20 protein-coding genes are annotated in these 22,371 nt (G+C 60.5%); 7 read left to right on the forward strand and 13 right to left on the reverse strand.

What is annotated here, in order from left to right; translation table 11 throughout:
- Positions 1-199: 199 nt before the first annotated feature.
- From ACSR1C_RS18970 to ACSR1C_RS19000, 7 genes are all read right to left on the reverse strand, one after another.
- Positions 200-1,366: an acyl-CoA dehydrogenase family protein gene (locus ACSR1C_RS18970; RefSeq protein ID WP_027238786.1), complete on the reverse strand. Its 1,167-nt coding sequence runs from the start codon at positions 1,364-1,366 to the stop codon at positions 200-202.
- On the reverse strand, positions 1,363-3,366 hold the full coding sequence (locus ACSR1C_RS18975) for an acetyl/propionyl/methylcrotonyl-CoA carboxylase subunit alpha (RefSeq protein WP_460260679.1): 2,004 nt from the start codon (positions 3,364-3,366) through the stop codon (positions 1,363-1,365). The genes ACSR1C_RS18970 and ACSR1C_RS18975 overlap by 4 nt, the downstream gene beginning before the upstream one ends.
- A complete protein-coding gene (locus ACSR1C_RS18980) occupies positions 3,363-4,157 on the reverse strand; it encodes a crotonase/enoyl-CoA hydratase family protein (RefSeq protein ID WP_027238784.1) in 795 nt (264 codons plus the stop codon). Before ACSR1C_RS18980 ends, ACSR1C_RS18975 begins: the two co-directional genes overlap by 4 nt.
- Positions 4,158-4,166: 9 nt before the next feature.
- The gene (locus tag ACSR1C_RS18985) at positions 4,167-5,765 is read right to left on the reverse strand and encodes an acyl-CoA carboxylase subunit beta (RefSeq protein WP_027238783.1); all 1,599 of its coding nucleotides are present in this window, start codon (positions 5,763-5,765) and stop codon (positions 4,167-4,169) included.
- 4 nt (positions 5,766-5,769) lie between these two features.
- Complete coding sequence (locus ACSR1C_RS18990; protein ID WP_027238782.1) at positions 5,770-6,399, reverse strand: TetR/AcrR family transcriptional regulator; 630 nt, start codon at positions 6,397-6,399, stop codon at positions 5,770-5,772.
- Positions 6,400-6,579: 180 nt separating this feature from the next.
- Positions 6,580-7,410 (reverse strand): SDR family NAD(P)-dependent oxidoreductase, encoded by an 831-nt coding sequence (locus ACSR1C_RS18995; protein WP_027238781.1) that lies wholly within the window; start codon positions 7,408-7,410, stop codon positions 6,580-6,582.
- A gap of 24 nt (positions 7,411-7,434) precedes the next feature.
- The gene (locus ACSR1C_RS19000; RefSeq protein WP_027238780.1) at positions 7,435-8,619 is read right to left on the reverse strand and encodes a lipid-transfer protein; all 1,185 of its coding nucleotides are present in this window, start codon (positions 8,617-8,619) and stop codon (positions 7,435-7,437) included.
- Between the two features lie 253 nt (positions 8,620-8,872).
- Between ACSR1C_RS19000 and ACSR1C_RS19005 the strand changes: the two genes are divergently transcribed.
- Positions 8,873-9,484: an acyltransferase gene (locus tag ACSR1C_RS19005; protein ID WP_027238779.1), complete on the forward strand. Its 612-nt coding sequence runs from the start codon at positions 8,873-8,875 to the stop codon at positions 9,482-9,484.
- Between the two features lie 111 nt (positions 9,485-9,595).
- On the opposite strand, the gene ACSR1C_RS19010 is transcribed toward ACSR1C_RS19005, so the two are convergent.
- From ACSR1C_RS19010 to ACSR1C_RS19030, 5 genes are read right to left on the reverse strand one after another with little or no spacing between them, the layout of a single operon-like run.
- Entirely contained in the window at positions 9,596-11,203 is a 1,608-nt protein-coding gene (locus ACSR1C_RS19010) for an acyl-CoA carboxylase subunit beta (protein ID WP_027238778.1), read from the reverse strand.
- Between the two features lie 2 nt (positions 11,204-11,205).
- Complete coding sequence (locus tag ACSR1C_RS19015; protein WP_234994802.1) at positions 11,206-11,709, reverse strand: acyl-CoA carboxylase biotin carboxyl carrier protein subunit; 504 nt, start codon at positions 11,707-11,709, stop codon at positions 11,206-11,208.
- Complete coding sequence (locus tag ACSR1C_RS19020; RefSeq protein ID WP_050685926.1) at positions 11,709-13,178, reverse strand: acetyl-CoA carboxylase biotin carboxylase subunit; 1,470 nt, start codon at positions 13,176-13,178, stop codon at positions 11,709-11,711. The genes ACSR1C_RS19015 and ACSR1C_RS19020 overlap by 1 nt, the downstream gene beginning before the upstream one ends.
- Positions 13,179-13,190: 12 nt before the next feature.
- A complete protein-coding gene (locus tag ACSR1C_RS19025; RefSeq protein ID WP_050685923.1) occupies positions 13,191-14,990 on the reverse strand; it encodes an acyclic terpene utilization AtuA family protein in 1,800 nt (599 codons plus the stop codon).
- 21 nt (positions 14,991-15,011) lie between these two features.
- Positions 15,012-15,797 carry an enoyl-CoA hydratase-related protein gene (locus ACSR1C_RS19030; RefSeq protein ID WP_074964315.1) on the reverse strand — a complete coding sequence of 262 codons (786 nt, stop codon included), beginning with the start codon at positions 15,795-15,797 and terminating at the stop codon, positions 15,012-15,014.
- A 139-nt stretch (positions 15,798-15,936) separates the two neighbouring features.
- Here ACSR1C_RS19030 and ACSR1C_RS19035 point away from each other — a divergent pair, with 139 nt between their 5' ends.
- Genes ACSR1C_RS19035 through ACSR1C_RS19060 form a run of 6 tightly spaced genes read left to right on the forward strand, consistent with a single transcriptional unit; the run spans position 15,937 to position 20,920 of the window.
- The gene (locus tag ACSR1C_RS19035) at positions 15,937-17,151 is read left to right on the forward strand and encodes an acyl-CoA dehydrogenase family protein (protein ID WP_103911599.1); all 1,215 of its coding nucleotides are present in this window, start codon (positions 15,937-15,939) and stop codon (positions 17,149-17,151) included.
- Positions 17,152-17,164: 13 nt separating this feature from the next.
- Complete coding sequence (locus tag ACSR1C_RS19040; protein ID WP_050685921.1) at positions 17,165-18,364, forward strand: acyl-CoA dehydrogenase family protein; 1,200 nt, start codon at positions 17,165-17,167, stop codon at positions 18,362-18,364.
- Between the two features lie 9 nt (positions 18,365-18,373).
- Entirely contained in the window at positions 18,374-19,228 is an 855-nt protein-coding gene (locus ACSR1C_RS19045; RefSeq protein WP_050685919.1) for an SDR family NAD(P)-dependent oxidoreductase, read from the forward strand.
- Positions 19,221-20,024, forward strand: a complete 804-nt coding sequence (locus ACSR1C_RS19050; RefSeq protein ID WP_050685917.1) for an enoyl-CoA hydratase-related protein — start codon at positions 19,221-19,223, stop codon at positions 20,022-20,024. The genes ACSR1C_RS19045 and ACSR1C_RS19050 overlap by 8 nt, the downstream gene beginning before the upstream one ends.
- A gap of 12 nt (positions 20,025-20,036) precedes the next feature.
- The gene (locus tag ACSR1C_RS19055) at positions 20,037-20,519 is read left to right on the forward strand and encodes a PaaI family thioesterase (RefSeq protein ID WP_050685915.1); all 483 of its coding nucleotides are present in this window, start codon (positions 20,037-20,039) and stop codon (positions 20,517-20,519) included.
- Positions 20,519-20,920: a PaaI family thioesterase gene (locus ACSR1C_RS19060; RefSeq protein WP_050685913.1), complete on the forward strand. Its 402-nt coding sequence runs from the start codon at positions 20,519-20,521 to the stop codon at positions 20,918-20,920. The genes ACSR1C_RS19055 and ACSR1C_RS19060 overlap by 1 nt, the downstream gene beginning before the upstream one ends.
- Here the strand turns inward: ACSR1C_RS19060 and ACSR1C_RS19065 are convergent.
- Positions 20,902-22,302, reverse strand: coding sequence for a TetR/AcrR family transcriptional regulator (locus ACSR1C_RS19065; protein WP_234994805.1), 1,401 nt, complete (start codon positions 22,300-22,302; stop codon positions 20,902-20,904). The genes ACSR1C_RS19060 and ACSR1C_RS19065 overlap by 19 nt on opposite strands.
- Positions 22,303-22,371: the final 69 nt, after the last annotated feature.

Consider the following 22,371-nt stretch of genomic DNA (forward strand, 5'->3'; position numbering starts at 1 on the left):
GAGTGGAAGCGCGCCGTGCGCGAATGGCACGCTGTCAGAAGTCAACTTGCCATCATGTTCGAAGACCGCTTCCCCATGGCGTAAGAAAGCGCGTCAGGGCACAAAATTTCACACAGTCTCGTGTTTGGCTTTGACTGGTTTCCAGATTCATCTTTTTCGTCCTTGTTTCTGTAGATTGTTACTTTTTGGGATAGTAAGCTCACATGCGCTTGGCGACTTCTTCCAACATGACTTCGCTCGCCCCGCCGCCGATGGCCTGCACACGGGCATCGCGTGACATGCGTTCCACCGGTGTTTCGCGCATATAACCCATGCCGCCGTGAAACTGGACGCAGTCATAAAGCACGCTGTTCACCAGTTCGCCGCAATAGGCTTTGACCATCGAGACCTCTTTAACGCAGTCACCGCCCGCGGCATCCAGACCGGCGGCGTGATAGACCAGCTGACGTCCTGCAGCGATCCGCGTCTGACAGTCGGCCAGCCGTTGGCGCACGGCCTGCTTGTCCCACAGAACGCCGCCAAAGGCCCTGCGCTGCTTGACATAATCCACGGTCATGTCCAGCGCGGTTTGCGCTTCGGCACAGGCCATCGCACCCAGCACAATGCGTTCGTTCTGGAAGTTCTTCATTACCGAATAGAAACCGCGGTTGACCTCGCCCAAGACGTTTTCGGCCGGGATGCGGACATCTTCGAAGATCAGTTCGGCAGTGTCCGAGCACAGCCAGCCGGTCTTGTTCAACGCCCGTCCGACCGAAAAGCCCGGCGTGCCTTTTTCGACCGCAAATATGGTGATCCCGCGCGACCCCTTGGCATCGGGATCGGTCTTGGCACCGACAATGTAGAGATCGCCATGCACGCCGTTGGTGATGAACATCTTGGTGCCGTTCAGCACCCAATCCGACCCGTCCCGCACCGCGCGGGAGCGCATGCCCGCCACGTCCGAGCCCGCGCCCGGTTCGGTCACAGCAACGGCGGTGATCATTTCGCCCGAGACGATCGACGGCATCCAGCGCGCCTTCTGTTCGGGCGTGCCGGCGTTTTCCAGATGCGGCGAGGCCATGTCGGTGTGGACCAGAACCGTGGCCGAGAACCCGCCGAAAGTGGATCGCCCGACCTCTTCGGCCAAAACCACGCTGGACATCACGTCCAGCCCCGCGCCGCCATACTGTTCGTCATAGCGCATCCCCAGCACGCCGAGATCACCCATCCGGCGCAGCACGTCGCGGGGTACCTTGCCCTCCTCTTCCCAGGGCTCGGCCTTGGCGGTCACCTCGGTTTCGATGAACCGGCGCAGCTGGTTGCGGATCATCTGGAGGTCTTCGTTGAACAGGCCGGAGGCCGCGGTGATGTTGTCTTGTTTGGTCATGTGTTTTCCTCTGGATCGAGCTTGATAAGTGGGGCGTGCCCGGCAACCGTGTCGCCCGGTGCACAATAGATTTCCGTCACCACGCCCGCGACCGGCGCGGGCAGGCTTTGCAACAGCTTCATGGCCTCAAGCACCACCAGTGTGTCACCGGCTTTGACGCGGTCGCCGAGTGCGACGCGCACCTCGGCCACGGCGCCGGGCATGGGTGCGGACAACAGGTCAGCGACGCCAGACCCGCCGGTGGCACGTTGCAGATGCTGGTCTTCCAGCGTACGCAGGTCTGTCGCGGTCATTCCAGCAGGGGTTTGCAGGTGCACTCGCCAGTGACTCGGCGCGCGCACGACGTAAGCGATGCGCGAAAATGGAACCCCGTCGAAGCGTCCGCTCAGACGGCATTCGGCTAAAGCGGCGCTCTCGACCGTTATGGCCTGGCCGTCCGGCTGTACGGCTGTCAACACCGACCCGGAGCCGTTTACGCGGATCTGGTCGTCTTTGGTCGTCGCCCAATAGGATGCTGCACCGGGCCACCCCGCAGGGGCCGTGAGCCGCCATGACCCCAGGCTTTCCCAGGGCGACGCGCCCGCCGGGGCGAGATGCAGATGCAGCGCCATCGCGGCAAGGGCCATGTCCCGGGGATCAGCGGACGGTTCACTCCAGCCGCCTGAGAACATCTCGGGCAGGCCCGAGGTATGGTGCCGGAACGCCGCAAAATCCGGGTGTGTCAGCAACGCGCGCTGATAGGCCAGGTTCAGACCGACGCCACCGACTGCAAAGGCATCCATTGCGACAACCGCCTGACGGATCGCACCGGCCCGGTCCGGCGCGTGGACGATCAGCTTGGCAATCATCGAATCGTAATGGTGGCTGACGACCGAGCCTGCCTCGACCCCGGTATCGAGCCGCACGCCGGCGGGCGGAGCCCAAAGGCTGATCTCGCCCGTTTCGGGGCGGAAATTCTCGTCCGGGTTTTCGGCGGCGATGCGGATTTCAATGGCGTGCCCGTCAAACTGCACATCGCCTTGCGTCAGCGCCAGCGGCTCGCCCCGCGCGATGCGCAACTGCCATTCGACCAGATCGATGCCGGTGATCGCCTCGGTCACGGGGTGTTCCACCTGCAACCGGGTATTCATTTCCAGAAAGTAGTATTCACCGCGCCCGGGGTCATAGAGGTATTCCACCGTCCCGGCGGAGCGATAGCCGATCGCCTGCGCCAACCGCACCGCTGCCGCACGCATGCGGTCGCGCACAGCCTCGGGAAGATCGGCGGCGGGGGCTTCTTCGATCAGCTTTTGGTGGTTGCGTTGCAGCGAACAATCGCGGTCGCCCAGATGCAGCACGGTGCCGTGAGTGTCGCCCAGAACCTGCACTTCGACGTGGCGGGCACGGGGCGCATAGCGTTCGAGGAACACCGCCGGATCGCCGAAGGCGCTCTGCGCTTCGGCCCGGGCAGATGCAATCGCTTCGGGTGCGTCGCCCAGATCGGAGACAAGCCGCATCCCGCGTCCGCCGCCGCCGGCGCTGGCCTTGACCAGAAAGGGGGTGCCAAGCGCCTCGGCCTCTTGCAGCAGGCGCGCGTCGGACTGATCCTCGCCGCGATAGCCGGGCAGGACGGGCACGCCTGCGGCTTCGGCGGCAGCCTTGGCCTCGATCTTGGAGCCCATCCGCGCGATAGCGTCGGGTTCCGGCCCGATGAACACAAGGCCCGCCGCCTCGACCGCCGCCGCGAAACCGGCATTCTCAGACAGAAAACCATAGCCCGGGTGCACCGCACCCGCGCCCGTCGCCCGCGCAGCCTCAAGGATGGCCTCGACGTTCAAATAACTGTCCGACGGGGCGGCCCCACCGATGCAGACGGCATGATCGGCCTCGGCCACGAAGGGCGCGTCGCGGTCCGCGTCCGAAAACACCGCTACGCTTTCCAGCCCCAGTTTGCGGCACCCGCGCTGGATGCGCCGGGCAATCTCGCCCCGGTTGGCGATCAGAACGCGGGTGAAGCTCATTTCACCCGCCATGACGGAACGCCCTTGTTGATGAAGCTGTTGATGCCTTCGATACCTTCCTCCGTCTCCCACGCATCGGCCAGCCGGTCGGCGGTGTAGATCATGTTGGTCTCCAGATCGTGGGACGCGACATAGGCGATCAGCGCCTTGGTATCGGCCACGGCACCCGGCGCGGCCTGAAGGTGATCATGCACCACCCGGTTCACCGTGGCGTCCAAGTCGCCCGACGCGACAACTTCGGTCAACAGACCGATCCGCTCGGCGCGGGCGGTGTCGAACAACGCCCCCGACAGCATGGTCTCACGCGAATGCACCTTGCCGATGCGGGCCACCACATAAGGCGATATATTCGCGGGCAGAAGGCCCAGCTTGACCTCGGTCAGACCGAAGCGCGCGCCTTCGGCGCCGATGGTGTAGTCGCAGACGGAAATCATGCCGACACCGCCACCGTAGGCCGGGCCGTTGATCCGCCCGATCAAGGGTTTGGGCAGCGTGTCGAGACGGCGCAACAACCGCGCCAGCGTGGCGCTCTGGTCTACCCGTTCGGCACGGGACTTTTCGATGTTTGACGAGAACCAGTTGAAATCGCCGCCCGCGCAGAAGCTCTTGCCCGCGCCGGTCAGGACCACAATACGCACATCGTCATCTGCAGCCAGCTTTTCGGCGGCATCGTATAGCTCTGCGATCAATTCGCCATTCAGCGCATTGTGTTTGTCGGGGCGGTTGAGCGTCAGCGTGGCGACGCCGCGCGCATCAGTTTCGACAAGGATCGTGTTGTAGGTATTGTTCAACTTGAAGCCTCACATTCTGAATACAGGCGTATGGCGACCGGCTTCGGGCACCGATGTCACGATGGCCAGGCACAGGCCAAGGATATCGCGGGTTTGCGCGGGTTCGATCAGCCCGTCATCCCAAAGCCGCGAGGTGGCATAATAGGGATCGGACTGTTCACCATACTGGGCCCGAACCTGCTCCTCGATCAGCTTCATGTCGGCCTCCATCTTGCCCGGGTCGCCCCCTTTCTGGCGGCGCAGTTCCAGCATCACATTTGTAGCGATGTCGGCAGACATGGTGGCCAGTTCCGCCGTGGGCCAGGCAAAGAGAAAATTCGGGGCGAAACCACGTCCGCACATGCCGTAGTTGCCTGCCCCGTATGAGCCGCCCAAGAGGACCGACAGGCGCGGCACCTTGGCAACCGACATGGCATAGACCAGCTTGGCACTGTCTTTGGCAATGCCGCCGCGCTCGGCTTCGGTGCCGACCATGAAGCCCGAGATGTTGTGGAGGAACAAAAGCGGGATGTTGCGTTGATCGCACATCGACACGAATTGCGCGCCCTTGAGCGAACTGTCGGACACAAGCGCCCCATTATTTGCGAGAATGCCCACTCGATAGCCGTGAATCCGCGCGGTGCCGCAGACCAGCGTCTCACCCCATCCGGGCTTGAATTCGCGGAATTCGCCGGCGTCGATCATGCGCAGTAGAACCTCGCGCATGTCATAGGGCTGTTTGCGATCGGCGCTGATGACGCCAAGCAGTTCCTCTGGGTTGCGCGCCGGCGGCGCGCAGGTTGCATCGGGACCCATCGGGCGCGACAGGCCCAGTTCGGATACGATGTCGCGCATCAGAGCAAGCGCATGATACTCGTCCTCGGCCAGATGGTCAGACACACCGGAGACGCGCGAATGCATCTCGGCCCCCCCCAATGTTTCTCCATCAACCTCTTCGTTGATCGCCACCTTGACGATCGAGGGGCCGCCCAGATGGATGCGTGCGTTGCCGCGTACCATGATGACTTCGTCCGACAGGGCCGGGATATAGGCCCCACCGGCCGTGCAGCCTCCAAAGACCGCCGCGATCTGCGGCAGGCCGCTCGCGGACATGTTGGTTTGACGATAAAAGGAATTGCCGAAATGGCGGGCATCGGGGAAAACCCGGTCCTGCTCTGGCAGATAGGCACCGCCGCAATCCACCAGATAGAGGCAGGGCAGCCGGTTCTCGGCTGCGATTTCCTGGGCGCGGATGTGTTTCTGCACGGTTTCGTGATAGAAAGACCCACCCTTCACTGTCGCATCGTTGGCGATCACAACGCAGGGAAGCCCGTGGACGATCCCGATACCGGTCACGATTCCCGCACCGGGCACCTCGCCCCCGTATTGACCGTAGGCGGCAAGCGACGACAGCTCAAGAAACGCAGTGCCCGTATCTACCAGCAGGTCGATCCGTTCGCGAACCAACAGCTTGCTGCGCTTGCGATGCCGCGCGACCATGTCGGGGCGGCCGCCAGCCGTTGCTTCGGCGATCCGCGCGCGCAGCGTTTCGACGCGCTCGCTTTGTGCGGCGTGGTTGCGGGTGTAGGTCTCTGATGCGGTCAGCACCGCTGTTTCAAGACGTGCCATGAAGTCAGGTATCCTGTCTTTGGAGTATCCCGTTGAGGAACACATCGGCATAGGTGCGTGACAACGCATCGGCGCTACCGCGGTCCGGGTCGAACCAATCGAGCGTGGCGTTCAATGTACCGATCAGCATCAGGCGCAGGCGACGGATATCGACGTCTTGCTTCAGCGTGCCATCTTTCTTAAGCTGGGACAGAAGACTGTCCCACTCAGCCTCATAGGTCCTGCGCGTGGGCAAGTTGGCATCCCGGACGGATTGCGGCACCTGCCCGAAAATACGCACATTCGCCGATGTATAATCGCTCACATCAAGAAGCGCGCGCAAATGCGCCCGGATCGCAGAGCGCAGGATCGTTTCGCCATCGGTATCGGCTGGCAGGTCGGTGATGGCGTCTCTCATACTCGCGTGAACGACCCGAATCCCTGCATCAAGAACGGCCGCGACGATCTCGTCCTTGGAACCGAAATGATAGTATATGCTACCCGCCTTGATCCCGGCGGCCTCGGCAATTTTTCGGAGCGAAACGGACCCGTAGCCTTGTTCGCGGAAAAGCCGCGCGGCAATGTCCAGCACCCCGTCCCGTCCAACCGCGCTGCGCGATGTCTCGTTGACTTTGATTGCCGTGTTTTGTGCCATAGACTTTCGTATCGCCCCAACGCCTAACTAACGCCTGTTAGGTTAATAGCCCAAGTGAGTAAATCGTCGTGATCGTGCCAGACTAGAGTCTGCGGAAAATTCCGCATTGGCGACCGCCAAGAGGCCGCCCAGACATTAATGTGCTTGCCCGGGCCCGATGACGGGGTCCGGGCAAATGCCTTAGATCACGAAACCGCCACCGCAGATGATGTGTTGGCCTGAAATGAAGTTCGATTCCGGCGCACAGAACAGATAGACAGCACCGGCAGCTTCTTCCGGAGTGCCGACCCGGCCCAGCGGGATCATGTGCTCCATCTGGGACAGGAGATCGGGATTCACGCCGACCTTGATCTCTTTTTCCTCGACCTGGATCGTGCTGTCTCCGTCGGCGCTGCCCTCGGTCAGGCGGGTGCGGATCGGGCCGAAAGCCACGGCATTGACGTTGACCTTGTAGCGGCCCCATTCCTTGGCCATCGTCCGGGTGACACCCAGAATGCCGGCCTTGGCGGCGGAATAGTTGATCTGGCCAGCATTGCCGCCGGTCCCTGCGATGGACGAGATGTTGACCACCTTGCGGAACACTTCCTGTCCGGCGGCGGCCTCTTCCTTGGCCTTGGCGCTGATCACCGGCTGCGCGGCGCGCAGGATCCTGAAGGGGGCCGTCAGGTGAACGTCGATGATCGCCTGCCATTGTTCGTCGGTCATTTTCTGAACGACGCTGTCCCAAGTATAGCCCGCATTGTTCACGATGATGTCCAGCCCGCCAAAGCTGTCCATGCCGGTCTTGATGAACCGTTCGGCAAAACCGTCTTCGGTGACGCTGCCGGCACAGACCACGGCCTCGGCTCCCGTTGCGCGTACCGCCTCGGCGGTTTCATTGGCCGGATCCGCATCCAGATCGTTGATCACCAGCCGGGCCCCTTCCGAGGCCAGTTTGAGAGCGATTTCGCGGCCAATGCCCCGGCCCGAGCCCGAGACCAGCGCCACGCGCCCGTCGAGTTTTCCAGTCATATTGATTCCTCCCGAAAGTCGCTATCAGGCTTTTTCATAAAGCGTGGTGACGCAGGCCCCGCCGAGGCCCAGATTGTGCTGAAGCGCCAGACGTGCGCCATCAACCTGGCGCGCATCTGCCTGGCCGCGAAGCTGCTGAACGAGCTCGGTACATTGCGCTAGGCCGGTCGCCCCAAGCGGATGGCCTTTGGACAATAGACCGCCCGACGGGTTGGTCACGTATTTTCCGCCGTAGGTGTTGTCGCCATCATCAACGAATTTCGCCGCTTCGCCGCGACCGCAAAGGCCAAGCGCCTCATAGGTGATCAGCTCGTTGTGGGCGAAACAGTCGTGCAGTTCGACCACATCCACGTCCTCGGGCCCGATGCCCGCGTCCTCGTAAACCTGATCGGCGGCGCGCTTGGCCATCGAAAAGCCGACCACTTCGCGCATGTCATGGGCTTCGAAAGTTTCCGGGCCGTCCGTCGTCATGGCCTGCGCCGCGATCCGAACCGAACTGTCCAGTCCGTGCTTGTCGGCGAATTCCTTGGAACAAATGATCGCGGCGGCCGCGCCACAGGTTGGCGGACAGGCCATGAGCTTGGTCATGATGCCGGGCCAGACGACCTGGGTGGCCATGACGTCTTCCGCCGTCACCTCCTGCCGGAACAGGGCAACCGGATTCTTCGCAGCATGTCGGCTGGCCTTGGCGCGGATTTTTGCGAAGGTTTCCAGGGGGGTGCCGAACTCGTCCATATGCGCCTTGCCCGCACCGCCGAAGTACCGCAGCGCCAGCGGGATCTCGGCACTGCCAACCAGTTCGTCGGTTTCTCTGTCGAATGCCGCAAAGGGGCTGACCCGGTCATGGAACATCGCACCGATTGCGCCGGGCTGCATCTGTTCGAACCCTAGTGCCAGAGCACATTCGACCGCGCCGCTTTCAACTGCCTGCCTGGCCAGGAACAGGGCGGACGATCCGGTCGAGCAGTTGTTGTTCACATTCAGAACCGGGATGCCTGTCATTCCGACATGGTACAGGGCGCGCTGACCGCAGGTGCTGTCGCCATAGACATAGCCAACATAGGCCTGTTGGACTTTATCATAATCCAACCCCGCGTCAGCCAGAGCGGACCGGGTCGCAGCGGTCGCCATCACATCGTAGCTTTCGGATTTTCCCGGCTTCTGGAACGGGACCATCCCAACGCCTGCAACATAGGCTTTGTCTGTCATTTCTCTCTCTCCCAAGTTCGGTCAGGCCACCCTAATCGGTCCGCCAGTCTATTTTCTACCATTTGTTAGATTTTTAATTCTAACCTTGGGAAGTGTCAATATCGCCAAGCTGTGACGTAGGGAGCTTGCGCTATTTTCTAACTTGTGTTTGATTTCGGGCCACACGCCCTGATCGGCGGCACAATTGAGGGATTCTGGTCCCGGCGCAACCGCCGACAAGCGTTTAGCACTCAGCTTACGAAAGGTGGTCGGAATGGCATACTGTTATGAGTTCAAGGGTTTTATACCCGTCGTGCCCGAGGATACATATGTCCACCCTCAGGCCGTTCTGATCGGGAATGTCATCCTGGGTCATGGATGCTACATCGGCCCCGGGGCAAGCTTGCGGGGCGATTTCGGCAGGATCGTGATCGGGGATGGAGCCAATGTTCAGGACAATTGCATCATCCATTCCTTTCCCGGCCGCGACGCCGTGGTGGAAAGCGACGGCCACATCGGCCATGGCGCGATCCTGCACGGTTGCACGGTGGGCCGGAACGCTCTGGTCGGAATGAATTCCGTCATTATGGATGGTGTAGAGCTTGGGGCGGAATCGATTGTCGGCGCGCAGGCGTTTGTGCGTGGCGAAACCGTGATTCCGTCGCGTTCGATGGTGGTGGGATCGCCGGCAAAGGTGATCCGCGAGGTCAGCGAGAAAGAAATCGCGTGGAAAACGCGCGGCACCGCGGAATACCAGCAACTTGCGCGCGATTGTCTGGCCGGATTGACGCCGGTCGAGCCGCTGAAGGCGGTCGAGGCAGACCGGCCCGGCATGGCGGCCTCTGACGTCGTTTCGATTCAGGAGGCGCGGCAGACATCGTCCTGACCTGTCCGGGAACCGGACCGGTCAGGACTACTTCAGCTTTCGAAAGCGCCAGTTGGAAGCGCCTTGATGCGGAACGGCACTCCCCGACCCGGTGTGCCGTCCCTCAAGCCTTTACAGCCGGAAGATCCCGTAGTGTGGTTCCTCGATCGGTGCATTGAGCGAGGCGGAAATCGACATGCCAAGCGCGTTGCGTGTGTCCGCCGGATCGAGGATGCCGTCGTCCCACAATTCCGAGGTCGAGGTATAAGCCTCGACATCGCGCTTGTATTTTTCCAGCACCGGTTCGCGGATCGCGGCGATTTCTTCTTCGGTCAATTCCTTGCCTTCGCGCTGAAGCTGCCGGATCTTGACGTCAGCCATAGTATTGGCGGCCTGATCCGCACCCATCACGCCGATCTCGGCCTGGGGCCACATGAATAACGTGCGCGCATCCCAGGCCCGCCCGCACATGCCGTAATTGCCTGCCCCGTAAGAGGCATTGGCGATCACGGTGAACTTCGGCACGACCGAGCCACCCTGTGCCATCAGCATCTTGGCGCCGTCCTTGGCGATGCCGCGTTCTTCGTATTCGCGGCCCACCATATAGCCGGTGATGTTCTGGAAGAAGACCAGAGGCGTGCGGTTCTGATTGCACAGCTGCATGAAATGCGCTGCCTTCAGAGAACTGTCGTTGAACAGCACCCCGTTGTTGGCAAGAATGCCGACCTTGTAGCCCCAGATATGGGCAAAGCCGCACACCATCGTGGTGCCATAGTCCGGCTGATATTCGTGGAACCGCGATCCGTCCACGATCCGGGCCAGAACCTCGCGCATGTCGAACTGGGTTTTCCGGTCCTTCGGAATGATCCCGTAGAGTTCTTTAGGGTCGTAATACGGTTCCTCAAAAGATGCGGTTTCGATGATCGTTTTCGGTGTGCGCTTCCACTGGCTGACAATTTCGCGCGCCAGTGAAAAGGCATGCTGTTCGGTCGCGGCGCGATAATCGCCCGTGCCCGAGACCGAGGTGTGCATGACCGCGCCGCCAAGCTCCTGAACACCGACCTCTTCGCCGGTGGCCGCCTTGACCAGCGGCGGACCGCCAAGAAAAATCGCGCCTGTGCCTTCGATGATGATGTTGTAGTCGCTCAGCGTCGGCACATAGGCGCCGCCAGCCGTACAGTGTCCGCCAACCACGGCAATCTGCGGGATATTGGCCTGGCTCAGCTTGACCTGGTTGCGGAACACCCGCCCGCCCAGATACCGGTCGGGAAACACCCCGTGCTGCAGCGGCAGGAATCCGCCCGCGCTGTCGCAGATATGGATGACCGGCAGGCGGTTTTCCAAGGCGACATCCAGAAGGCGCACGATCTTTTTCACGGTATGCGGATACCAGGCACCGCCCTTGACGCTGGCATCGTTGGCGTGGATGGCGACCTCGCGGCCTTGCACGATGCCGATCCCCGTAACCACACCTGCGCCGGGCACCGCGCCGTCATATTCACGACAGGCCGCGAGGGTCGAAAACTCCAGGAACGGCGTGCCGGGGTCCAGCAACAATTCCAGCCGCTCGCGCACGCCCAGTTTGTTCTGGCGGGCAAGGCGGTCAAAGTCGCGCTGCGGGCGCTCATAGCGTGCAGCGTGCTGGCGGGCGTGAAATTCCTTCAGCCGTTCGGACATGGCGGCATAATTTGCCTTGTAGTCGGCGGCATTGGTGTCGATCTGACTTTCAATTCTGCGCATGGTCACTCCTCCTCCGGAGCCAATTGGGCCAAGATGTCTTTCAGACCGAAACTGTCGCCTTCGGCGAATGGCATTTCGGCAACGACCCCGTCGCGCGGCGCCGTCAGTGTGGTTTCCAACTTCATGCTTTCGATCACCAGAAGCGGCTGGCCTTCTTCAACCGCATCGCCGGGTTTAACCGCAACTGACACCACGACACCCGGCATGGGCGCCACCAATCGGTCGTCGCTCGCGCCACCGTCGCTTCCGGCCAGGCGTTCGGCGGGATCAACCCGCCCGACTTCGTAGGTTCGCCCGTCCATGTGCATAAAAGTTGCTTCCGGCCCCACGGCCAGTCGCAATTCGCGCACAACACCCTTGGCCCGCAGCTTGTAACCGCCCGGCAGACCCGTCGGGTCCAATTGGCAGGCAACAGCGCCAGTGGGGGTATTGAGCACGAACCGGCTGCCATCATGACCCAGCCAGCAATCAGTCTCTACTCCGTCGATCTGAAAAATCCGTTGCATCAGTTTCTCCACCCGCCCATCTTGCGGTACATTTCCGGTATCTGCATTACGTCACTCACCAGTCGCTCGTCCGATAGAGCCGCCGCCGCCATCAACAGGTCAGAGACATCTTCGCCCGGCGCGGTCAGCGTTTCGGATTGTTCAGCCAGAAACCCGGTTGATACGTCGCCCGAGGCAAAATCGGGATGCGCAAGGATTTCATCCAGATAGCCGGTGTTGGTCGTCACCCCCAGAACCACATAGTTTTGCACCGCATTTCGGGCACGGGTGATGGCCTGCGCGCGATCCCGGCCATGCACGATCAGCTTGGACAGCATCGGGTCGAAGTCGGTCGTCACCTTGCCGCCATCCAGAATGCCGCTGTCCACACGGATACCCTCGCCCATCGGTTCGTCCAGCAGCAGGATATCCCCTATCGCAGGACGAAAATCGGCCGTTGCGTCCTCGGCGCAGATGCGCAATTCGATCGAATGGCCAATCTGGGGAATATCCGCCTGCGCGGCGCTCAAGCACTCGCCCGCCGCTACGCGCAGTTGCTCAGCAACCAGATCAAAGCCGGTTACCATCTCGGTCACCGGATGTTCGACCTGAAGGCGGGTGTTCATTTCCAGGAAATAAAAGGCCCCGTCCTGCGCATAGATGAATTCAACGGTCCCTGCCCCGCGATAGTTGACGGCGCGGGCAATTCCGGCAGCGGTTTCGCAGATCTCACCCCGTTGCTCGGGGGTCAGCGCCGGAGAGGGCGTTTCCTCGATAATCTTCTGGAACCGGCGCTGGATCGAACATTCGCGTTCCCAGAAATGTACCACGTTGCCTTGCCCGTCGCCCATCACCTGCACCTCGATATGGCGCGGGCGTTCGATATAGCGTTCGACAAACAGACGGCCGTCACCGAAATACCGTTCGCCTTCGCGGCGCGCGGTTTCGATTTCGGTCTCCAGCGTGCTGTCTTCGCGTACGACGCGCATGCCCTTGCCACCGCCGCCGGCCGAGGGTTTGATCAGCAGCGGATAGCCAACGGCGCGGGCGCGTTCGACAAAGCTCGCCGGATCGTCATCCTCGATCGCCGAGGGGGCGACGGGAAACCCGCGTTCCTCGACAAAGGCGCGGGCGCGGACCTTGTCGCCCATCAGGTCGATGACCTCGGACGTCGGACCGACAAAGGTCACTCCGGCTCTTTCCAGCGCCGCGACAAAACCGGCATTCTCTGACAGAAAGCCATAGCCGGGGTGCACCGCGTCCGCGCCGATCTTTGTTGCCGCCGCGACGATCTGAGAAATGTCGAGATAGGCGGCCACGGGCGTCGGGCCGTCGATCATCACGACCTCATCTGCGATCAGATGGGCCGGCCCCTCTTGCTCGGCGACATGGCGTAAAACGGCCGTCTCAAGCCCGCGGGCCTTGGCGGTGCGCAACACGCGCGCCGCGATCTCACCCCGATTGGCGACCAGGAGTTTCGAAATGGTCATGGGCCTGTCCTCTTAGTTCGGGTTCGCGGCGTTTAGCCGGTCACGTGCGGCCAGATCGGCGGGCACGGGAATTTCAATATCAAGCAGCATCTGCGCGAAGCCTTTGCCCTGTGGGTCGATGCGGACCGAGGCGATTCCGCCACCGCCAAGCGAGTCATGCAACAGGAAATTCAGCGCATGGCTTCCGGGCAGGTCGAACCGTTCGACCGTGCCTTCGCAGACATGGACGAAATAGTCTTTCACCACTTCTTCGCTGAGAGCCGAGCGGATATATGGCAGGTAGTCCGGCTTACGCGCAAGGATGCCTATATTGGCGATATTCCCCTTGTCGCCCGAGCGGCCCCAGGCCAGATCGACGAGGCGGACCTTGACAACGTCCGGGCCGGGCTCGCGGCTATCTGCGGGCGGTGCGGCAGGCGGATCAAGGTGGACTGGCGTAGTGGCCACGCTCACGGGCACATCCTTGCCGTCGACCTCGACCGCGACGGGGGTTTCGGCCTTGCTCTGAAGGAAGGAAAATAGACGGACCACCGGCTGCACCTTTGGCCGTCCGGCGAAGAACCCGGTCAGACCCTGCGCGGTCGAAATCGCCATCGGTGCGATTTCACCGGCAAAGATGTTCAGCGCGGCGCGATTGTCATGGACCGCGCCGATCTTGAGCACCACCTCGCGGGTCCGCGCGCGCGCGTTTGCGCCATATGCCGCCTCGGCGCCCAGCACCTCGACGCTGACCTGCCGAAAATCGTCCATTTTGCGGTCGCGAAAAATCCGGCGACAGCGTGTCAGGATCGCCTCGGCCACACGTTCGGCCTTGGCAGGGGCATCAATCGCGGCCAGTGTCAGGGTAGAGACCGCGCGCCAGCCATCGGCATGGGTCGCCGACACCTTGTAGCTGTCGGTGCGCCCAAGCCCCCTGCCGCCCTTGACCAGCACCCGGTCGGGTCCGACCTGTTCCAGGGTGACCCCGGACCAGTCGCAGATCACGTCGGGCAACAGGTAGGCGCGCGGGTCCCCGATTTCATAGAGCATCTGCTCTCCGACTGACCCGGGCACGACCAGCCCGCCGGTGTCAGGCGTCTTGGTCATGATGAAACTGCCGTCTTCGGACACCTCGACGATGGGCATGCCCATATTGTCCCAACCCGGCACGTCCTGCCAGTCGGTGAAGTTGCCGCCGGTTCCCTGGGGGCCGCATTCGATCAGGTGGCCGGCCAGCGATCCCTGACTGAGCTTGTCCCAGTCATCATCGCCCCAGCCGTATTCATGCATCAGGGGGCCAAGCGCGACGGCGCTGTCGGCACAGCGTCCGGTGATCACGATGTCGGCCCCGGCATCCAGCGCGGCAGCAATGGGGCGGGCACCCAGATAGGCGTTCATGCTCCATATATCGTCTGGAAATTCGACACCCGAGAACATTTCCGTCTGACCGCTTTTGCGAATTTCATCGGCCCTAGGCAACAGGTCATCGCCCAGCACGACTCCGATGGACAGATCGATCCCGGCCCCGGCGGCGGCTTTGGCAAGCGCATCGCTGCAACCACGCGGGTTCACACCTCCGGCATTGGCAACGACCTTGATCCCTTTTGCCTTGATGTCTGGTAACCAGGGTGCCAGCGCCTTGATGAAATCCGGCGCATAGCCCGACTCGGGTGTTTTGGCGCGGGCCCGCGCCATCAGCGACATTGTCACCTCTGCCAGATAATCAAACACCAGATAGTCGATCTCGCCCTTTGAGACCAGTTGACCGATCGCTTCCGGCGTATCGCCCCAGAAGCCCGATGCACATCCGATGCGCAGTTTTTGTTCTGACATATACCTCTCCTCCCCGCTTGGTCAGCGGCCTGTCCATTCAGGTTTGCGCTTCGTAACAAAGGCATCAAAGCCTTCGCGCGCGTCTTCGGTCTGCGCTACTCGCGGCAACAGCGTTTCTGCAAACCGCATCTGCTGTGGATAGGTCATGTCCTCCATCGCGTGGCAGGCGTATTTCCCCAGCCGGATCGCGCTCGGCGACTGCGCAGCAATCTGGGAAACCAGTTCTGCAACCTTGTCGTCCAACCCCACAGCATCGGTCACATAGTTGACCAGATTGAATTGCAGGGCTTCCTCGGCCGTCAAAGGAACGCCGGTGATGAACATCTCCATCAGTCTCCGTCGGGGCAGCACGCGCATCATGGGTGGCACGATCGTCATGGGAAACAGGCCCACCTTGACCTCGGGCGTTCCGATGCGGGCGTGATCCGCCATCACAGCCAGATCGCAGGCACAGATGATGCCCGCCCCCGCCCCCATCGCGACGCCATTGATGCGTGCGATCGTTGGCTTTCGGCACGCCTGTACCGTCTCGAACAACCTTCCGGCAAAATGATCCGGGTCCGCCGGATCCTGAATAAACGGGCCGCCATCCGCACCCGCCTTGATGTCGCCCCCGGCACAGAAGGCGCGCTCACCCTCGCCGGTCAAAACGATCACGCGGCAATCGCTGTCCCTCTCGGCAGCACATATGGCGGCCATGATCCCGTCCGCGACCTCGCGGTTGAGGGCATTTCGATGGTCAGGACGTTTTATCGTGATACGCACTTCTTTGCCGCGCGCCTGCGATTGAACAACGCTCTCAGTCATTTCCGAAGCTCCCCCCCTGTATTCTATTCTGACCACCGCGCTTTCTAACGTCAGGTCGCCAAAAGCTTGGCTTGATCTATTTTCTAACATGTGTTTGATTTTGGTCAACACTGCGGACGACATTTTGCGGGAGGATTATATGACCACTCAAAGTGAGGCCATCTCGGCTGATCTGGAAGCCATCAGGGCGAACTATTCTTTGACTGATGAGCAACGCCAGATCGTCGACCACGTGGATCGGGTGTCGCGCGAGGTGCTGCACCCGCTGCAAGCGCGTATGGATGACGAGGAATGGTGGCCCGATGATCTGTTCAAGCAGATGGGCGAGCTGGGCCTGCTGGGGATTACCGCACCCGAAGAGCTAGGTGGATCGGGACAGAACGAATTCACCCAGGCGCTGGTATCCGAGGTGATTTCGAAGTGGAATCCGGCTGTGGGCCTCTCACACGGGGCGCATGACAACCTGTGCCTGAATAACCTGCTGCGCAATGGATCCGAAGAGCAGGTAAAGAAATACGTGCCGGGTCTTTGCTCGGGCGAACTGGTTGGTGCTTTGGGCTTGACCGAACCGGGCGCGGGGTCCGATGCGCTTGGGTCCATGGCGACCACCGCGCGCCGCGACGGCGACGAATACATCATCAACGGCTCGAAGATCTATATCACTAACGGACCGATTGCCGATGTGATCCTGCTTTACGCCAAAACCGACAAGTCGAAGGGCGCCAAGGGCATTTCTGCTTTCATCATCGAGACGGACAATCCCGGTTTCAAGGTGGCGCAAAAGCTTGACAAGATGGGCTTTCGCGGTTCGCCAACCGGAGAACTGGTGTTTGAGGATTGCCGCGTACCCGCGTCCGCCATGGTTGGACAGGAAAACACCGGCGTTTCGGTGGTAATGAGCGGGCTGGATCTGGAGCGTGCCATGGTTGCCTCAGTCTGCGTTGGCATGGCCGAACGCGCGCTGGAACTTGGGCTGGAATACGCCAAGATTCGCGAACAATTCGGCAAGCCGATTGCAAGTTTCCAAATGATGCAGTCGAAATTGGCCGAGATCTACACCGAGGTCGAAACCGCGCGTGCCTTCAGTTATCGTGCGCTGGCCGCCTGTACCGGCCTGCCAAAAGGGGCCGGGGGCCGCGGCGAAATCCACAAATTGACAGCGGCGGCCTGTCTTTACGCCGGCGAGGCATTCAACAAGGCGGTGACCGAAGCCTGCCATATCCATGGTGGCTCTGGCTACATGCAGGACACCGAGATCAACCGGCTGTTCCGCGCCAACAAGCTGCTGGAAATCGGCGCGGGCACAAGCGAAGTCCGCAAGATCATCATTGCCGAAGAACTTTTGCGCGCCTGAGGGAGACGAGACAATGAACAAGCAACTGCGCAACGACATCGCTCTGCCGACACATTTCATGACGGACGAACAGCAGGCGCTGGCCGATCAGGCCGGCAAGTTCTTCATGTCAGAATTCCACCATCTGAACGCCGAAATGGACGATACTGATGATCTGCCGTCTTCGGTTTTCCCCAAGCTGGGCGAAATGGGCTACCTGGGACTGAACGTGCCGCCGGAATTCGGCGGCGCTGGGTTGGATTTCACCTCGGCCTGCATCATCACCGAACAGCTGTCGCGGTCCTCTGCGGCCATCGGACTGACCCATGTGGCGCATGACAATTTGTGCGTCAACAACATCTATCGCAACGCCAATGACGAGTTGCGCCGAAAATACCTGCCAGGTCTGTGCGACGGCACGCTGATCGGCGCCCTGGGCCTGACCGAACCCGGCGCGGGGTCTGATGCGCTTGGCTCGATGCGGACCACGGCCAAAAAGGATGGCGACGACTACATCCTGAACGGCGCCAAGATCTACATCACCAATGGGCCGATTGCCGATCTGGTGCTGGTCTATGCCAAGACATCGCCCGAAAAAGGGGCCAAGGGCATTTCCGCCTTTATCGTGGAAACCGACACGCCCGGTTTCAAGGTGGCGCAGAAGCTCAACAAGATGGGATTCCGCGGCTCGCCGACGGGCGAACTGGTATTCGAAGATTGCCGTGTTCCGGCCAGAAACATGGTCGGCAAGCTGGATGGCGGGGTTGCCGTTACCATGTCCGGACTTGATCTGGAACGTGCCATCGTCTGTTTCAACGCTCTGGGCATTGCGCAGCGGGCGCTGGATATTTCCATCGATTACGCCAAGACACGCCAGCAATTCGGCAAACCGATCGCCAGTTTTCAGATGGTTCAGGCGATGCTGGCCGACATGTATACGCAGATCGAGGCCGCGCGCAGCCTGTCCTTGCGCACCGCTGCCATGTGTGAAGGCCTCGAAGAGGGCGAAGGCGGGCGCGGCGAAATCCACAAGCTCACCGCTGCGGCGATCTACAAGGCCGCTGAGGCGACATCCTTCGTGCTGGACAAAGCTGTCCAGATTCACGGCGGCTCGGGTTACATGCGTGATACAGAAGTGAACCGGCTGTACCGGACCGGTCGCGTGCTTGAGGTCGGCGCAGGCACCCAGGAGGTTCGCAAACTCATCATCTCTGGCGAATTGCTGAAGAACTAGGGGCGGAACATGAACGAAGCGAAATCAAGGCGTTACGCGTCGGATCTCATGGCGGGCCAGGTTGCCCTGGTCACGGGGTCCGGATCTGGAATGGGCCGGGCGACGGCGATCGAAATGGCCGCTTGCGGGGCCAGGCTTGCGCTGTTCGCGCGCCGCGAAGAACCGCTGGAAGAGACCGCCGAAATGATCCGGGCGGCGGGGGGCGAGGCCTTTGTCGTGCCCGGAGACACCCGCGACGAAGACAGTATCGAAGCTGCGATGGGGCGGATCAAGGAGCACTATGGGCAGTTGGATGTTTTGGTGAACAATGCCGGCGGCCAGTATATCGCGGCCGCCCGCGATATCACCAACAAGGGCTTCGAAGCCGTGATCCGCAACAACCTGATCGGGTCTTGGCAGATGACCCGGGCAGCGGCGGATCACTTCATGTACGACAATGGTGGATCGGTTGTGTTTGTCACCGCCATCTCGGCGCGCACCGCGCTTACCGGCTTTACACACACCGTCGCCGCCCGCGCCGGTGTGACGGGCATGATGAAAACGCTGGCCGCCGAATGGGGCGAATACGGCATCCGGCTGAACTGTGTCGCGCCGGGCACGATCAAGACCGATGCGCTTGGCCGCTATCCGATTCCGCCGGAACAGTGGAAAAAGCTGAACCGCTCGGTGCTAAACCGGATGGGGGCGGCCGAGGACATCTCAGGCACGATCATTTTCCTGGCCTCGAAACTTGGCGGTTTCATCACCGGAGAAGACATTTATGTAGACGGCGGTGAGACCTTGCATATGGGTCATGACGCGCGGGACATGATCAACCCCGCGATGTTCGAGAAACGCGAACGGGGAGATGGCAAGAATGAGTAAACACCCAGTCCTTCTGGAGATGTCCGACAGGATCGCCACGGTTACGCTGAACGATCCCGAGCGGCGCAACCCGGTCACCGGAAACGACATGATCGCTGCTCTTCTGGAGACCTTCGCCAAGGTGCAGGCAGACCCGCAGGTCAGCGTCATGATCCTGACCGGCGCCGACCCGGCCTTTTGTGCCGGCGGCGACATCAAGGAAATGAACGATTCCGACAGCGTGTTCCGCAAGGAGCCGCTGGCGGCGGCGCAGAGCTATGTTGATGGGGTGCAGCGGCTGCCGCTTGCGCTCTACAACATGGATATTCCGACCATCGCCGCAGTCAACGGCCCGGCGGTGGGCGCGGGGTGCGACCTGACCATGATGTGCGACATGCGCATCGCGTCCGAAAAAGCAAGGTTCGGCGAGGTGTTTCTGAATCTCGGAATCATTCCGGGCGATGCGGGCAGCTGGTTCCTGTTGCGTCGTCTGGGCCACCAGAAGGCCGCCGATCTGACCTTCTCAGGGCGCATGGTCGAGGCCAAGGAAGCGCTGGAGCTTGGCATGGTGCTTGAGCTGGTGCCTCATGAAAAATTGATGGCACGGGCTCGCGAACGGGCCGCCGTCATCGCAGCGAAACCACCGCGTGCGGTGCGCGTCGCCAAGCGTCTGATGCGCAATGCCGAACGGATGGATCTACCGGATTTCCTGAATTCTGCGGCGGCCTATCAGGCGCTCATGCATCAGACCGAAGACCATCACGAGGCGGTTGCTGCGTTCATCGAGAAACGAAAACCCAACTTCACAGGGCGCTAATGGAAGAATTGCATGTCTGATATCTCCAAAAAGAAAATGGAGCAAATCGCGCAGATGTGGAATGCGCGCGGCAAGGGTCTGATTACGCATATGGCGCTTGAGATCGAAGAGGTCTCGACCGAAGGCGTTCGCGTTCGGATGCCGTTCAATCCGGACTTTTGCGCCGATGCGGAACAAACGCTGCTCCATGGTGGTATCCTGACGGCGCTTCTGGACAGTGTCTTTGGATTGGCTAACTTTGTCGCCATCGAAGGCGTCAGTACCATGGCCACTCTTGATCTGAGAGTTGATTACCTGCGCCCTGCTCGTTCGCGCGCGGATGTCATCGTTCAAGCGCATTGTTTTCGCCAGACCCGCCACATCGCCTTCAATTCCGGCAGCGTCTGGTTCGAGGGCCATGATAATGCTGAAATCGCCCGTGGAACCGCCTCGTTTGCATTGACGCGTGGGGAAACCAGCCTGTTTGAAGCGATGACCAAAGGAAAAGCCTCGTGATGGATTTGCAAACTGTCAATGCCCACGTATCCCGGGTGCCGTTTTTCCGATTTCTCAACTTTGAGGTCCAAAGCTTGGATAGCCTCCATGCCGAAGCGGAAATGACCTTTGATGACCGCCATATCGGGAACCCGATCATGGAGTACTACCATGGCGGCATAATCGCGAGTTTTATGGAGGCCACTGCCGCCGTCGCGGTACAGCCCGATTTCGCCGACGTTCCGGCCAAGCCGATCAACCTGACCGTCGATTACCTCAGACCCGGTGTGAAGGGACCGCTTTTTGCGCGCGCAAACGTCACGCGCAAGGGCAAGCGGATGGCAAGCGTCAGCGTGCTCAGCTGGCAGACGGATCGGGAAAAGGCGGTTGCCGAAGGGCTGTATCACTTCCTTCTGGTCTGACCGGGGCAACCGCTTTCTGGGCTACCTTGTCCTGTGGACGGGGCCGCTTCCCGGTTACAAATTCCTTCCAGTAACAGATTGATGAGCATGCTGGAGAATTCAGGCAGTGATAGATATCCTTCCACTCCTGCCTTGTTCGGGTCGAACCATTCCACCGTCCAGTTCAAAGCGCCCAACATCACCTGGCGCAAGGGGACGATCTTGATATCCGACCGTATGGCACCGTCGTCCTGAGCTTCACGGAGTATCCGATCCCAGAGTTTTCCATATTCATGGCGAATACCCCTGTGCCTCTCCCTGAAATGATTGGGGAGCATTCCATAGCTTCTGATATTCGCCGAGGTGAATTCGCTTGCCTTGAAGAGGAAATCCAGGTGCGCCCAGATTGCAGTCGCTATCCTGGCGTGATGATCGTACGGGGCATCGAATTTCCGAACGGCGGCTTCGACACCTGATAGCAAGTCTCTCAGTCCGGCGTTTAGAACTTCGTCAACGATCGCTTCTTTGGAGTTGAAATGGTAATAGACGCTTCCCGCTTTCATGTCCGCTTCTTCCGCGATCTTTCTCAGCGTGGTCGCCTTGTAGCCATTGTCCCTCAGAACGCGCGCTGCGGCCTTTAGAATTTCTGCACGGGTCTTAGCCGCCTTGCCGTCGGGATCCGGGGTTTTGGCGGGAGTGGCGGGGCACAGCTTCAAGCCTTCGGTACCCGCCTTGCGATGTGGACACATTCCGTCAAGTATCAGCTTACACATTCGTTCCGCGAGGATGCGCACCGGATACTTGTCGACATCGTACCATTCTACGGTCCAGTTCATGGCACTTAGGATGAACTGGCGGATCACAGCAGTGGATATGTCGCTTCGAAGGTGGCCGGCGCGTTTGGCGTCATTCAGGAATTTGCCCCAGGCATCCGCATATGATGCACGCAATTCGCGATGCGGGGCGCGTGTTTCGTCCGACAACATCGGATAGTTACGAATATTGGCTGACGTAAAGTCACTGTCGGTCAATAGGTATGTAAGGTGTGTTTCAATCAGCAGTCTGAAAGTCTTGCGAAAATCCTCCGAACTTGTCGGTGCCGACCGAACGATTTCACTGACCGCCTGATATAGTTGACGGACGCCAAGATCGAGAACTTCGCACAGCATCTGGTCCTTGGATTGAAAATGATAATAAATGCTGCCGGCCTCAATGCCAGCTTCCTGCGCGATGTCGCGCATAGTCGTTGCGTGATAGCCTTCATACCGAAAAAGTCGCGCAGCCGCAGCGAGTATGGCTTCGCGGGTCCTCTCCGACTTGCTTAGATCGTCATTCACTATCCTGGTATCTTCAATCTGTCGTGCCATCCATTGTCGATACTTGTCGTAGATGAGGCTGTCCATTGCAATAAATCTAACAACTGTTAGAATACATCGGAGAGAGTGTCGAATCAAACTCTTTTCAAGGTGCAA

It is taken from the genome of Actibacterium sp. D185-2, assembly GCF_054954595.1.

Excerpts from the sequence above, each read along its gene's own strand:
- ACSR1C_RS18970 (WP_027238786.1), bottom strand. The coding sequence starts at position 1,366 with ATGACCAAACAAGACAACATCACCGCGGCCTCCGGCCTGTTCAACGAA.
- ACSR1C_RS18975 (WP_460260679.1), bottom strand. The coding sequence starts at position 3,366 with ATGAGCTTCACCCGCGTTCTGATCGCCAACCGGGGCGAGATTGCCCGG.
- ACSR1C_RS18985 (WP_027238783.1), bottom strand. The coding sequence starts at position 5,765 with ATGGCACGTCTTGAAACAGCGGTGCTGACCGCATCAGAGACCTACACC.
- ACSR1C_RS18990 (WP_027238782.1), bottom strand. The coding sequence starts at position 6,399 with ATGGCACAAAACACGGCAATCAAAGTCAACGAGACATCGCGCAGCGCG.
- ACSR1C_RS18995 (WP_027238781.1), bottom strand. The coding sequence starts at position 7,410 with ATGACTGGAAAACTCGACGGGCGCGTGGCGCTGGTCTCGGGCTCGGGC.
- ACSR1C_RS19000 (WP_027238780.1), bottom strand. The coding sequence starts at position 8,619 with ATGACAGACAAAGCCTATGTTGCAGGCGTTGGGATGGTCCCGTTCCAG.
- ACSR1C_RS19005 (WP_027238779.1), top strand. The coding sequence starts at position 8,873 with ATGGCATACTGTTATGAGTTCAAGGGTTTTATACCCGTCGTGCCCGAG.
- ACSR1C_RS19010 (WP_027238778.1), bottom strand. The coding sequence starts at position 11,203 with ATGCGCAGAATTGAAAGTCAGATCGACACCAATGCCGCCGACTACAAG.
- ACSR1C_RS19015 (WP_234994802.1), bottom strand. The coding sequence starts at position 11,709 with ATGCAACGGATTTTTCAGATCGACGGAGTAGAGACTGATTGCTGGCTG.
- ACSR1C_RS19020 (WP_050685926.1), bottom strand. The coding sequence starts at position 13,178 with ATGACCATTTCGAAACTCCTGGTCGCCAATCGGGGTGAGATCGCGGCG.
- ACSR1C_RS19025 (WP_050685923.1), bottom strand. The coding sequence starts at position 14,990 with ATGTCAGAACAAAAACTGCGCATCGGATGTGCATCGGGCTTCTGGGGC.
- ACSR1C_RS19030 (WP_074964315.1), bottom strand. The coding sequence starts at position 15,797 with ATGACTGAGAGCGTTGTTCAATCGCAGGCGCGCGGCAAAGAAGTGCGT.
- ACSR1C_RS19035 (WP_103911599.1), top strand. The coding sequence starts at position 15,937 with ATGACCACTCAAAGTGAGGCCATCTCGGCTGATCTGGAAGCCATCAGG.
- ACSR1C_RS19040 (WP_050685921.1), top strand. The coding sequence starts at position 17,165 with ATGAACAAGCAACTGCGCAACGACATCGCTCTGCCGACACATTTCATG.
- ACSR1C_RS19045 (WP_050685919.1), top strand. The coding sequence starts at position 18,374 with ATGAACGAAGCGAAATCAAGGCGTTACGCGTCGGATCTCATGGCGGGC.
- ACSR1C_RS19050 (WP_050685917.1), top strand. The coding sequence starts at position 19,221 with ATGAGTAAACACCCAGTCCTTCTGGAGATGTCCGACAGGATCGCCACG.
- ACSR1C_RS19055 (WP_050685915.1), top strand. The coding sequence starts at position 20,037 with ATGTCTGATATCTCCAAAAAGAAAATGGAGCAAATCGCGCAGATGTGG.
- ACSR1C_RS19060 (WP_050685913.1), top strand. The coding sequence starts at position 20,519 with ATGGATTTGCAAACTGTCAATGCCCACGTATCCCGGGTGCCGTTTTTC.
- ACSR1C_RS19065 (WP_234994805.1), bottom strand. The coding sequence starts at position 22,302 with ATGGACAGCCTCATCTACGACAAGTATCGACAATGGATGGCACGACAG.